Origin of the sequence: Halalkalicoccus tibetensis (assembly GCF_037996645.1) — an archaeon.
Lineage (GTDB): Archaea > Halobacteriota > Halobacteria > Halobacteriales > Halalkalicoccaceae > Halalkalicoccus > Halalkalicoccus tibetensis.
In genome coordinates, this window is the sequence record NZ_JBBMXV010000006.1 from 1 (window position 1) to 12,612 (window position 12,612).

Below are 12,612 nucleotides of genomic sequence, written 5' to 3' on the forward strand. Positions count from 1 at the left end.
TCAACCACCACAGAAGACCCTCCAACACTCCAGGAAGGGCTTACACAGTTCCTCGAGGCCAAAGCCAAAGGCGACGACTCAGGAAACTACCGGCGCAACGCAAATCGCGTCATCAGTCAGTGGATCGATTGGCTCGCCCAACGAGACATCGAGCGCTTCGAGCAGCTCGATGAAACCGTTCTCGCCCACTACGCCGAACATCTGCGCCGGCGTGTCGCTGCGAGCGAAGCCGAGACGACCGACGGAGGTATCGCTCGCTCCACTGCCTGGACCTACTACAACACGATCTCTGCCTTCCTTGGCTGGGCCTCCAAATGGGGCTATCTTCAGGAGAACTATGCCCGAGCGGGTCTCGCCCAAGAGTCGATGCCTGACCGATCCACAACACAACAGTCCCAACAGCAGTTCTGGACCCCAGCTCAACGAGAGCAGATCCTCAATTACGTCAACAAACGAGCTCACGACGCTATTGATGAGAAGGGTCTCAGCGCCGAGATCGAAGCACGCGATCGGGCTCTCGTCGCTGTTCTCGCGTTCACAGGAGTGCGTGCATCCGAGGTCTTCCGCTCCGAGCACGACAACCGCACCGGCCGCCAGGGCATTCGCTGGCGTGATATCAATCTCGAGGAACAGACGATCTCCGTTCTTGGAAAGAATCAGCAACGCCAGTCAGCATGGCTCCTCGAGCAAGCGATTCCCGCGGTCGAACGCTATCGGACGATTAGCGATCCCCCATCGGATGACTGGCCCGTCTTTCCTACGAGACACGCGCCATCGCTGTATGAGAGTGCTCGGACGCATCTTCGCGAAGTAGATAACGAGAACGAAGAATCGATAGAAGTAATTCTCGACGAAAATCCGATCGAAGAGGTGTTGCGAGAGTACCAGATCGTTCCACCCGCGATCACGACGACAGGCGCTCGAAGCGTCATGAAACGGCTCTGTGAGGCCGCAGAGCTCGATATTCCGACTCCACCGGAAGGTCCTGGGTATCTCCAACTCCACGGGGCTCGCCGTGGGATCGGTGATACGTTCTACCGCATGGATCGTGGGACTGCACAAGATCTCATGCGTCACCAGAGCCTCGAAACCACGAAAGACCACTATTCACACATCGACGCGACTGAGGGAGCAAAACGTGCGAGTGAAATGCTCGACGAGTCTAACGCCGATCAGTGATCGTACTTGGTTCTATGCAGTCCATTCCAGAGGAGTGAAATTATTGCCGACTGCCACTGGTAGTATCTTCCCCCAGATCCGGTTCTTCAAACGTAAGCGCCTCCACAACTGCTGCTGGTAATTCTGGGCGAGGGGCTGCTTCGTGACGAGTGATTTTCTCAGTCTTACGTGTGTTCTCGTACAATGCGCGCGCGATTGGCAATCCACGGAGATACTTATATTCGTAGAGGATTTCTACACCACGCTCAGTAAATCCATAGAACTGAGACGGAAGATCCCGCGTGCCTTTACTTGGTTCGTAGGTGTAGCGAGCAACGACCCCTGCCTCGGTTAATGTCTCTAACTGGTCTTTGAGTGCTGCCTGGCTTTTCCCGACCATATACTCCAACTCGGCAAGCGACATGAGGTGAGCAGGATGGCCAAGAAGTTCCTGAATTATGAGGTGGCGCGTATCCTGTGAAAGGAGCTTAAAGAGACGCTGTTGCTCCGCAAACGGCCCGACATCGGCGTTCCCCGTGTCGCTCTCACTCATACCTGCTACTACGATAAGCGCTGTATTAACAGTTTGGGCGCTCCAAGTAGGTTAATATTCGAATTGCCAAAGTGGTTCAGAAGAAATAAGCCACAGTAGTCTGTGCCTAGAGCAATGAGTAATCCAACGCCGCCACCGAATTCAACGGAAATTATGAGTGTTGTTCACGATGCTGTTGGAGGTCTCGAATTGGAGCCCGCAGAAAAACGGGAAATCTGGCGATTCGCACAGCGCGAACTGCCATACCTCTGGAGCCAACGCACTTCGTATTTCGTTCTCGGTAGTTACCGTGATCCCTATATTCGCCGCCTTCGGGCGGTTCAGAACGAACTCGCAAAGCAACTTGGTGCCTATCCGTTCATTATGGGTGATCTTCTGGAGCTACCAGCAGATCGACTTAACGCGTTCGACATTATGTTTGCGCTCCTTGCTACGTATAGCGATTATATTGTCGGCGTTTTCGAGAAAGAAAGCGGCGGGGAAGCACCTGAGCTAGGAGAGATTGATGATACGCCATACTTCGAGAAGTCCTATGTGTATCCTCGTGATTATACCTGGTTTACGGACTCAAACCTCGACTCAGAACACCATGTCGCTCAAGCCGCTATTGAGATCGCATTCACCGAGGATCTAACGAGAGAAGAAAAAGGAGCGAAGATCTCGTCACTAGCCGATCGTGCACAGAAACACGAGATTGAGGTTAGTGATCAAGATCTCTGGGACGTGGTTGGTGAACGGAAGGCGGAGAATGGCGAGAAGGCAACATATAGCTGGGTCCATATCAACAAGTTCCGAAAATTCGAGTTGCACGATCGATGTTTCCCGTGGGCAACAGTTCAAGAGCTTCGTACTGCAGTCTCTGAACTACCGCCGCCAACTCCGCGTCCAGTTTGGGAAAGTCAAGAAGAATAGTTCAGTCTCTCTCAACTGGCATCGACATTCTGTACAGCTATTACTGTAGTAACATGCTGTACATTCACGACATTATAGACAGTAGAGACAGTACAGACCGTAGCAACAGTCAGAGTGGTGCGCAATTAGTATGCTAATCGTTCTGCTTATACATGAAGTAGTGTACGTACTCTACTGAGTGTTCTACAATGACAGAATGTAGAAAGAGTACGTACTGTAGCCACAGTTAATACACTCATGCAGGCCAGTACATTTTATAATGTTACGGTGAGAGGACCGAATATGGTCGACGAAAATCAGAAGAGTCCACGGGCAATCGCGATCAATGTTTTAAAAGGAGGGTTTGGAAAATCAACGACTGCCATCAATCTCGCACGGGAGCTGGCGGAGCGAAATGATCAAGTGCTACTTATCGATCTCGATGACAACGGTCATACAACGTTTAATCTTGGCTACCGGGACCGCTATGAAGGTGAGAACCATGTACAGAATGTTCTCTTGGATGGAGAAAATCCATCAGATTTCATCGTTCCTGTCGTTGAAGATCTTGACCTCTTTCCTTCGCATGAGGCTCTTGAGGAGGTAGAAACAAATCTCAAGTCGGCAATGGCGTCAAGTCAACGCCTGTTTCGAAATGTTGTAGATCCGCTGCTTGGAGACGTCTATGATTACATTGTCGTTGACACCCCAGCGAATAGAGGAAAAATAAACGACAATGCACTGTTTGCGACGAAGAATCTCATGGTCCCGCTTCGACCGGAGAGTGGTTGGGAATCGGGTATTACGCAAACGAACAAGCGGCTGATTCAAGAAGCACAGCAGTATTTCGAGCTCAAACTGCTTGCGCTCGTTCCGACGGATCTAAGCGAACGCTTGGATCAAGATACGCGAGATCGGAACCTACTGCAAGCCATTAACAGCCGCGATGCCTTAGAGCCATTTGTTCCAAACTTCGCACATCTCTCTGAGTCAGATTGGGAAGCAATCGATGCTGGCGAGTACAATAATGAACTACCAGGCATTCGACACCGAGCGAGTATCGATAAAGCTCACCGAGCGCGAATACCGCTTCGGGACTTCGATCCCCACTGTGATCAACTCGAGTATTACGGCGAACTCGCACAGATCGTCGAGCAGGGAGAGGTGGTTCGATAATGCCATTCGAGGATATTTCCGACGACAACGAGGAGCAACCCGATCCAGGTGATGAAGCACTTGATGAGCTTGCTGGGACTCTCTCAGGAGAGACCACACCTGAGTCGGCCAGCAAATCGACAGCGACTGAGGACACAACCGAAGAAAGCGGTGAGGAAGCTACTACAGAGGTAGCAGCATATGATCCACAAAGTGAACCTGCATTTCCAACTGCGAAATCTCAAACACAGCACTCTATCTACTGTCTTCCAGAGACATGGGAGGATATAGATGGATCGTCAGGTTTGCTGTTTGAGGCCGAAATTACCCTCCGTCGCGATGGATACGATACGGTTCAAAAAAGAGAGTTGCATAATGCGATCCTCCGTGCCGCAGCAGAGTCCTTGACGGCTGATGATATCGCCGAAGCGTTTGTCAATACCCGTGAGGACCGAACCAACGAATCTCTCCTCGAAGAGGACTCGTAAGAAGCTAGTTGACAGAAAAGAGGGGCAGCTACGTCAGTTCTTTTGCAGTTGCGATTTCAGTTAAATCACTGACAACGTCATCGATACGAGTATCCTCCCCGAGAATATCGAGAGTAGCCTCTAGATCAGTCTTCAATTCGAATCGGTAGTGTGAGCCGCCCTGAATACCTGTGTTTCGAGTCTCTGCAAGGAGGAAGCCCTGCATGCCAAGGCTCTGGAGATGATCACGTACGCGGCGCTCAACGAGTTGATTGCCATCAAGTCGGTCGACGATTGATTTGTATTTCTGGTATACCTGCCTGGTTCTGGCAGGTGTTTCGCCGTCGATCTCGAGAGCTACGACAGAGAGAAGAGCAAACTGATCCTGTGTAGTTAGACTTCGCATCCCCTCTTCAATTCGTTTTCGTTCGAGAATGTCACGTGCTTCACGAACATGTGTTTCACTGACAGTGTCGTTACCGTGGTTGAGCGCTAATTCGCCGGATTTGTACAATAGACGAATCGCTTGGCGAGCACTCCCCTCGTCTTGAGCAGCGAATGCCGAGCAAAGAGGAATAACATCGTCATCAAGTACATCATCGATAAAAGCGCGCTCTGCTCGACGCTCAAGAATTGACGTGAGCTTTTCAGCGTTGTACGGAGCGAACTCGATCTCCGAGTCATACAGTGAGTCTTTGACCTTTGGAGAGAGGTTGTCGCGAAATTGGAGGTTGTTGCTAATGCCGATAACGCTCACCCATTGATCGTTGATATGGTCGTTTTTTCGTGCTCGTGGAAGTTCGTAGAGGAGCTCGTCGTTACTCCCAATTGCGTCGATCTCGTCAATAACGATAATGACTGTTTCCTCTAAATCGCTAATTTCCTCATAGAGGAGATCGAACATGGACTGTTGGTCAATACCACTTGGCTTCTTTCTGCTATCACGAATCTCTTTGATCAGATGAGCACAGAGCTGGTAGCTTGTCGTTTGATTGTTTGCGCTAGTCTTGATGACACTCAAATTAAAATCGTCTTGACTGGCGGCATAGTCCTGTAGTAAAGCCAGTTCGTGATCGATAGCGACTGTTTTTCCTTGCCCAGTCTTACCATAGAGAAACAGATTGTGAGCATTTACACCTCTTGTTGCGGGGGCGAGAGCATTCCTGATCTCGTCAAGCTCTGCTTCTCGTTCAGGTAACTTCTCAGGTTGCCAATCCTCTTTTAAAACGCTTTCATTGGTGAAAATGTCTACAGAGGAACGATAGGGATTGTCCTCAAATGACTCGTATGGGTTTCTGGAATCGGTTTCGTCACCGACCATGTTGGATGACACCAATAGTATGAAGGATAATAAACCCCTGTGTCCGGAGCGTCCGTCGTGTCCGCATATTGGAGAGGGATATATACCCCCTCCCCCCACCTTGTCCGCATAATATTCTCCACGAGACCACCCTTTCCAAGATTACACGATCGACTCAAGGATAGGAAAGATTTAAGAGTGTAGCAGCACAACCAGATCCGTACTAGAATATGAAGAAAGATGCTTCTAGCGGAGAGTGTTCTAGACCGGGGTTCTGAACCCTAATGAGGCTGAATTATGCGGACAGGGTGGGGGGTATAGAAGGGTCGCGCCATCGTGGTTATTGCTGACCAATCGGGATGAATATGAACTCAAGACTTGTCTTGCTTGCAGTTCAAGTTGGTACCTCCTGTCACAATTGGATTATGCGGACAAGGTGGGGTGGGGGCCTGGACTCACCGAATTCGTCAGGCTTCGGAAACGCACTCGGATAGGCAGTTGACAATATTTGTAGCCTTGTGCAACGTTTCGATCGATACCATCTATTGTTGCACAAGGTTCCGTAATATCATCATTCTATCGACAATGCTTCCACAGTATTCTCCGATGGTTTTCCAAAGTAGAATACGGAGGCACATGGCGATCTCCCCTATGTTGAATGGTGTTGATCCTGTTTTCAAATTTCCGTGATCCGCTGGTAGTCCTCATCAAGTGCATCGGCGTCTTCTGAGAGAAGGGCAACCACTATATACGAGGCGTACTCCTCGAGATACTCGACCAACTGCGAAATGCGTTCAGAATCGATCGCTTCCAGTGAATCCAGCAGGATGAACGGCATCTCTTCGTGGACCTCGTGGACGAGATAGCCCGCCAACGCAAGTATGAGTCCGGTTACTTCGCGCTCGCTCTCGCTGAGGTGCTCAACCGAATCCTCGTAGGTCGTCCCATCGTCCGTCTGGCGTGTCACATGGAGCTCAAAGCTCGCGTCGTCGTTGCCCTCCGCATGTCGGTATTCGAGCCAAATCCGTGCGAGGTTCCCGTAATCGAGCAGCTCGACGACCGTCTCCATGTGCTCATTGAACGCCTCGATCGCCTCGCGCTCGACGCGCTCGATGCGCGTTCGAAGCTCCTCGAGCTCCGTGTTGATCTCTTCGCGACGAGCCTCGAGCTGTTCGCGCTCTTCGAGTCGAGATTCGAGCTCCTCGATATCATCTTCGAGCGCATCGCGCTGGCGTTCGAGTTGGTCTCGTTTGAGTTCGAGTTGGGTCACCTCCTTCTGTGCGGCCAGAAGCTCTTCATCGTCTTCGTCGGTTTCGACGGTCGACTCCAAGTTCTCGATCTCCTCGAGAAGCTCCTCGCGTCGCGATTCGAGCTCGTCGATCTGGTCGGTCCTGTCGGCGAGTTCCGATTTGGTTGTCTCGAGCGCTCGTTCGAGCTCGGTACGCTTGTCCCTCGTTGCGGCGTGGTCTTTGCGCTGAGTTTTGAGCTCCTCGAGTTCTCGATTGAGTTCGTTGCGCCCCTGGACTTTCTCTTCGCGAAGGTCCTGGAGGCGCGACACAGTCGATTCGATCTGATCAGTGTCGACCTCCGAGCCACACGTCCAGCAAGTGACCTCATTCGACTGGTCTGCGACCAACTGATCGGTCACTGAGCCACCATCCGCTTCCGTTTTGGCCGCCGCTTCGTCGCCGAGAAGATCGGTGACTCCATCGTCGGTAATCTGCTCGTTGAACTGAATGACTGTCTGGAGCTGGGAGATTATCTCATCGAGTTCGCGCTTTCGACCCCGAATTCGTTCGATCTCGTTGGCTAGATCATCGAGCTCGTCCTCATCAACCGTCGGGAGCTCCTCAAGCTCCGCTTCGATATCGGCATGTTCGTTCTCGAGCGACGAGACGCTTTCCCGCTCGGTCTCAAGATCGTAGTTGACATCCTCGAGCTGAGACTGTGTTTCCTGCAGTTCATCGAGTTGCTCCGAGTCTGTACTCTCTGAATCGGATTGTTGGGCCGTTTGTAGTGACTCACGCGCGTCTTCGAGGTCGGCTTCGGCGTCCTCAAGCTGCTTTGTGACGCGTGCGTGCTCTTCTTCCAGCGAACCGTGTTCACGCTCGGCTTCGGAGAGCTCCGAGAGTTGGTCGTCGATGCTGCGTTTTTCGGCCTGGAACTGGCTGATTCGGGCCTCGATCGCATCGACATCGACCGGCCGAAGAATGAGTTCTCGAAGATCGTCGTTACGGACGACGGCGCGCCGAGCCGGGTTGGATTCGAGTAGAAACGCGAACAGATCGGCTAGTTGTGGATCGTCGAGGTAGGGATCACCGGCGAACGCGACGCCACTCTCTGTGCGCGTCAGCTCGCGAGTATAGGTCTCCTCGTCGAGCGCAAGCGAAACCGAACCATGATCGGCGTCGCCTTTGAGTGATGCTCGGTCGCTCCCAAGAGCAGCCATCAGCGATCGAAGGAACGACGTTCGGTTAGTTGCGTTTCGTCCCGCGAGGATCGTGACACCCGGGGTAAATTCGACTGCAGCAGTGTCGATCCCGCCGATATTCTCGACCTCGACGTCAGCGGTCATATTGTGAAGCGAAGGCATTGTATAGTCCTTCTTTTGGGTTCGTCTTCAATAAGCGTTCAGATGCCCGTTTTCTAGCGAATTCAACTGAACACCGTTTTGGATAAGAGACACCACCTCCGTACGCTGCTTTGCTCGCCCTCGCTTGGTGATATTTCGAATGAACGTTCCGTTCCCCTCCCGGAGATAGCAACTACTCCGGACCCCTTGTGCAACAATATTAATAGAAGGGCGCTCGTTGTTGCACAAGGTAGAATGGCTCCGACTGCACCTCCCTCGCTTCCGAACTACCTCGCCGACGGGCTTCCCAAACAGGACGACGAGACCCTGCGGGAGGTCCAAGAATACGTTGATGAGCTGCTTGCCACTCGTGAACAGCGTCGAAGTGAGCCAGTCACCGAAGACGAACTGCCTGAGGATGCCCAGGTTCTTGCAAACGAATCGAGCGGTGCTGTGTATCTCGAGTATCGTACTTGCGGTGATGAGAGCTGCTCGTGTATGAGTGGTGGTGCAAAGCATGGTCCCTACAAGTATCGGGCCTACCGCGATGGAGACACTGTGCGGCGGGAGTATCTTGGCAAAGCATCCAGTAGCGATACGGACTGAGACAATTGCTACCAATTTCTAAGCGATGATCGTCTTCAGGAATCTATTTCGTCTCGTTTCCCCAGCGGCCGTGCGTTTCGGGCGCCCAGTCGTCAGGAACGACCCGATCCGGATTTCTGGGACAAACCGCCTTATGCCCGTTCGCCGCTCGATCCGTCAGGAACGCGTTCCCACACCGCTCACACTCCCTCATTTGGAATCCGCTGATAGTTGAAACTCAATTGTTATATATTTGACGAACATAAGCATCTGCTGACACTATCCCCATTCAGTAGAAGGGAAGAGCAGTACGGGTCATAACAACTGCTACCAGTACTCTCATGCCGGTAGATTGCTAGTTGATGAACGGAGTATTCCAGATGGAACTCTCAGATACCCTTCTGTGTTTGTTTGGCAGTGAGATCGATCACCAGGATGGATCCTACACGATCGATATTCCTGGACGAGAGGTCGAACTTGGAGATCTCGAGCCGGAACGGTCGTATCGCATCGCGATGATTCCGCAGGCTCGGACCCAGCCCGACTCGGATCCTGATCCGAATGAAGAATCAGCACAATCAACAGCCGAATCTAGCCCGCCAGTTACGGAGGGTGATCATCGAACCGTCGAGATCGAGACGATCGGCGATCAGGGTGACGGGATCGCACGCGTCGAACGAGGCTACGTGGTTATCGTTCCTGATACTAATCCAGACGAGCGTGTCGAGATCGAGATTACGAGTGTCACAGACACTGTCGCCTTCGCTGACGTCGTTGAACGCTACGAGGACCACGAGTAGGAACGTTCTAGTATTGTGCTGATCAGAGTGGCGCCCCTACTGGAGTAGAAAGTATCCGCAGAATCCCGCTTACTTCACTCGTTGTTGCGAGAAGCACTTAAACAGACTCGGCTGCTTGCAGTGTCTTTCCTATTGAATATTTGAGTGACGACGGTAATGGCGAAACCAGAATAATTGAAGCGATTACCGACTGCCAGCGCAGTGAAAAGGGAGCTGTGAGGCCATAGCCAGCAGTGAGACGGTGAGAGACCACCTTCAATTGTTACTGTCAGACTTGTAGACCTTGCTATCTCGAAATCCGTGCCATAGCATGAGCTTTAATTGATACCCTCCGTCCGTAATTGGGCCTCAGTAGCTGCTATTCGTTTGATCAAACTTTATGACTACCTCCAGAAATCGGTTATATAGCAGCTAGCTGTCTATGCAGCGTTGTCGGGCAACTGGACGGTGTCATCCGTACGCTCTTCACCAGCCATGCCCTTCGAGAACTCTCAGTTGAGTTCGCCCACAGAAGCTCATAGCTATCGTCAATTCGATTATCGGGCTCAGCGTCTATCCGACGTGTAAGGGGGATATCTGGTTTTTCATGGTAGTAAGTTTGCTGTAATTGGGTATTATCTTTCGTTTCGAACTGCTAAATTAATGTACGGAAGAACGAACTCGATGAGTTGCTTCTCTACCTTTCGCAAATGGTTTGATGCAGTTGTCTTTGTAATATCCATCTCTTGTGCAATCTCCTCAAGTGTTACCTGTCTGGGAATCTCAAAATATCCTCGTTCAGCAGCCGTGTTTAGAATTTTACGCTGCCGAGGGGGAATTGACGAAAGTAGTTCCTGCCACTCAGAGCGACTCGGTATAATTTCGCGTCTGAAATCCTGTGTAATCCGTTCAACTCTAACACTCCCAAAATCCGAGAGTAAATCAATAGCTTTCGATAGTTCATTGCGATCATCCAGCAACAAATCAAAGCACTCGCGTCCATTGACTAACTGTGTTGGACCGAGAGGAAGATATCCGTCGTACATCAGTGCCTGTAGCGGCGTTACTTCATTCAGTCGTCCTCGGAGCAACATTGTTGCAGCACATCGCCTTTCGCTAGTCTCATACTGCTCAACAAGATCAATGGTCTCTACTGTATCGTGTGAACTGATGATTTTGCGAACAGCATCACAATCTTGAGATTCGATTGCAAGCATACCGACATAGCGATTGTTCCGGAATGTGGAGGCGATAAACTCGCCAAACACATCGTGCTTCGCGACTTCTGCCGTCCAGTCACCGTCATATTGGACACTTACCCTTGCAGTGAGCATAGCTAGTAAATGACGGGGAGGGATAGTATAATTTCCCTGCGAACGCAACAGCCTTGCTTATTACCAATATCTGAGTAGTCTCGCGATCGACTGGTCTTCATTCTGTAGGTCAACAGAAAGACCTTCAACTGCAGCCTTTGATAACGTGGGCGAAATAAGTTGGCGTGCTTTTTCCAATCGCTCTTCGACAGACAACGGTATATCCCGTGAGCCACGACTCGATGTTACATCGGATCGGTATGTCCTCTCAGTAGTTCTCACAGCTACACGAGCTAGACACTCTTCTGGAAACCGGCTGTCCAAGTCGTTGTCGACAGCGAATTCGACATGGTTAGCAATTGCTAATATATCGGAATCTTCCCGTGCTGATTCGGACAATTCGGATTGCGCAAAGCGACCCCGGAGGAGTGCAGCGGCGACTGGATAGGCATATGAGTACTGTGCTTCTTCCGGTGTCTTCGGCTTACGAGTCTGCAGATGTACTGCTTCCTCAAAAGTCGAAATTTGTACTGACCGAATACTCGTTGGCTCAATCTCGTACTGGGATGCCAACATTAGGACTGCTTCAACACCAGGTTGTGCCCAGCGACAGCATGGGTATGGTTTGAGATACCCCTTTGTCACGTGGAATACATCGTTTAGTGTGTCGTCCACTGATGCATCATCGAAGACAGTCCCAGACCCTGTGAATCCCATTTTAGCGAGTTGCGCAGACACAAGACCGGTGTACGCTCCCCATCCGATCCCATCTTTAGTCATGCCCGGTTTCTCCACACCACGCATAATTGGTGTCCGAGGAGCGTGATACTCAGCGACGCCAAGTGCATGTGTCGTCTGCTCTGTTGAGAATTTAAACAGCCGAGCAACTGCTGCGGCGGCTCCGAATGCGCCCCACGATCCAGTACCTGTGTAAATTTCATCAACCGTATGAATTGCTAACCCCGCGCGAACGGCGAGCTCGTAGCCCACAAAAACAGCATTGAGAAATTGGCGTATCGAGGCATCGACTTCTTCTGCGGCCGCTAACGCAGGGGGGACAACCACTGCAGCAGGATGCCCCTTGACCTCACGGTGTCCATCATCGATATCGAGTGCGTTTGCAGCAACGCCGTTAGCTAATGCCGCACCGCCGACAGATACTGTGTCTCGCGATTTATCAAGAAGTGTCCTTTCGCCCTCACCAAGATGCTCTATAGCATACTGGCGGGCAATATCAACACCTTCCTGCCGATATCCGGCAGTTATGGCTGCCAATGTGTCGAGCACGCGTGCCTTTAGTTGTGCCTCGACGTTATCCGGCGCGTCTGCCATCTTCGCTGACCGCGCGAATTCCACTGCTCGAGCGGTATCCATTACAGGTAGACAACAACCTGCTGGTCTTCGACATCCACTTCATACGTGTCCACTGGTGGTTGATCACCTTCAACGGCCCCACAGTCACAACCCCCATCGGCAGCGCTTTCTTCCGAAGTGTCGCCGCTTGTAGACTCAACAGCAGTATCAAACGACCTTGCACGAACCTTGTGGGGATTGAATACGGACTCGCCCGTTGCAATATCGAATTCCCAGCCGTGCCACGGACAGCGCAAAATCTGGCCATCGTCTTCCCATTCTACCTTCTCAGGGTCTGTAGCCGATGTCGTTCCTGTCACTTTCCCCATACAGAGTGGAGCTCGTTGGTGTGGACAGTCATTTTTGAGTGCGTGGTACTCTCCATTGACGTTGAATACGCCGATTGAATGGCCGTTTAATTCAACGATTGTTCGTTTACCGGGTGGCAGTTCGTCAGTCGAACATATTTCGAAGCGTTTCTCCATC

At 51.4% G+C, this 12,612-nt stretch carries 12 protein-coding genes; 6 read left to right on the forward strand and 6 right to left on the reverse strand.

The genetic code is table 11. The features are described from left to right. The coding region (locus WOA58_RS16460) for a tyrosine-type recombinase/integrase (protein ID WP_340605377.1) at nucleotides 1–1,179 on the forward strand (1,179 nt) is incomplete at its 5' end. A 40-nt stretch (nucleotides 1,180–1,219) separates the two neighbouring features. Here WOA58_RS16460 and WOA58_RS16465 read toward each other — a convergent pair. Further along, on the reverse strand, nucleotides 1,220–1,711 hold the full coding sequence (locus WOA58_RS16465; protein WP_340605378.1) for a winged helix-turn-helix domain-containing protein: 492 nt from the start codon (nucleotides 1,709–1,711) through the stop codon (nucleotides 1,220–1,222). A 114-nt stretch (nucleotides 1,712–1,825) separates the two neighbouring features. Between WOA58_RS16465 and WOA58_RS16470 the strand changes: the two genes are divergently transcribed. The 3 genes from WOA58_RS16470 (at nucleotide 1,826) to WOA58_RS16480 (ending at nucleotide 4,245) form a co-directional block, all read left to right on the forward strand. Next, on the forward strand, nucleotides 1,826–2,623 hold the full coding sequence (locus WOA58_RS16470; protein WP_340605379.1) for a hypothetical protein: 798 nt from the start codon (nucleotides 1,826–1,828) through the stop codon (nucleotides 2,621–2,623). A 282-nt stretch (nucleotides 2,624–2,905) separates the two neighbouring features. Continuing rightward, nucleotides 2,906–3,778: a ParA family protein gene (locus WOA58_RS16475; RefSeq protein ID WP_340605380.1), complete on the forward strand. Its 873-nt coding sequence runs from the start codon at nucleotides 2,906–2,908 to the stop codon at nucleotides 3,776–3,778. Then, on the forward strand, nucleotides 3,778–4,245 hold the full coding sequence (locus WOA58_RS16480; protein WP_340605381.1) for a hypothetical protein: 468 nt from the start codon (nucleotides 3,778–3,780) through the stop codon (nucleotides 4,243–4,245). Before WOA58_RS16475 ends, WOA58_RS16480 begins: the two co-directional genes overlap by 1 nt. A gap of 28 nt (nucleotides 4,246–4,273) precedes the next feature. Here WOA58_RS16480 and WOA58_RS16485 read toward each other — a convergent pair whose 3' ends face one another. Both WOA58_RS16485 and WOA58_RS16490 read right to left on the reverse strand, forming a co-directional pair. Further along, complete coding sequence (locus WOA58_RS16485; protein ID WP_340605382.1) at nucleotides 4,274–5,545, reverse strand: Cdc6/Cdc18 family protein; 1,272 nt, start codon at nucleotides 5,543–5,545, stop codon at nucleotides 4,274–4,276. A gap of 655 nt (nucleotides 5,546–6,200) precedes the next feature. Continuing rightward, nucleotides 6,201–8,117 carry an archaea-specific SMC-related protein gene (locus WOA58_RS16490; protein ID WP_340605384.1) on the reverse strand — a complete coding sequence of 639 codons (1,917 nt, stop codon included), beginning with the start codon at nucleotides 8,115–8,117 and terminating at the stop codon, nucleotides 6,201–6,203. A 234-nt stretch (nucleotides 8,118–8,351) separates the two neighbouring features. Between WOA58_RS16490 and WOA58_RS16495 the strand changes: the two genes are divergently transcribed. Next, nucleotides 8,352–8,702, forward strand: coding sequence for a DUF6788 family protein (locus tag WOA58_RS16495; RefSeq protein ID WP_340605385.1), 351 nt, complete (start codon nucleotides 8,352–8,354; stop codon nucleotides 8,700–8,702). Nucleotides 8,703–9,061: 359 nt separating this feature from the next. Continuing rightward, nucleotides 9,062–9,481 (forward strand): TRAM domain-containing protein, encoded by a 420-nt coding sequence (locus tag WOA58_RS16500; protein WP_340605386.1) that lies wholly within the window; start codon nucleotides 9,062–9,064, stop codon nucleotides 9,479–9,481. 614 nt (nucleotides 9,482–10,095) lie between these two features. Here WOA58_RS16500 and WOA58_RS16505 read toward each other — a convergent pair. Genes WOA58_RS16505 through WOA58_RS16515 form a run of 3 tightly spaced genes read right to left on the reverse strand, consistent with a single transcriptional unit; the run spans nucleotide 10,096 to nucleotide 12,611 of the window. Further along, nucleotides 10,096–10,794, reverse strand: a complete 699-nt coding sequence (locus tag WOA58_RS16505; RefSeq protein ID WP_340605387.1) for a helix-turn-helix domain-containing protein — start codon at nucleotides 10,792–10,794, stop codon at nucleotides 10,096–10,098. Nucleotides 10,795–10,854: 60 nt separating this feature from the next. After that, nucleotides 10,855–12,147 (reverse strand): MmgE/PrpD family protein, encoded by a 1,293-nt coding sequence (locus WOA58_RS16510; protein WP_340605388.1) that lies wholly within the window; start codon nucleotides 12,145–12,147, stop codon nucleotides 10,855–10,857. Further along, entirely contained in the window at nucleotides 12,147–12,611 is a 465-nt protein-coding gene (locus tag WOA58_RS16515) for a Rieske (2Fe-2S) protein (protein WP_340605389.1), read from the reverse strand. The genes WOA58_RS16510 and WOA58_RS16515 overlap by 1 nt, the downstream gene beginning before the upstream one ends. Between the last annotated feature and the right edge of the window lies 1 nt (nucleotide 12,612).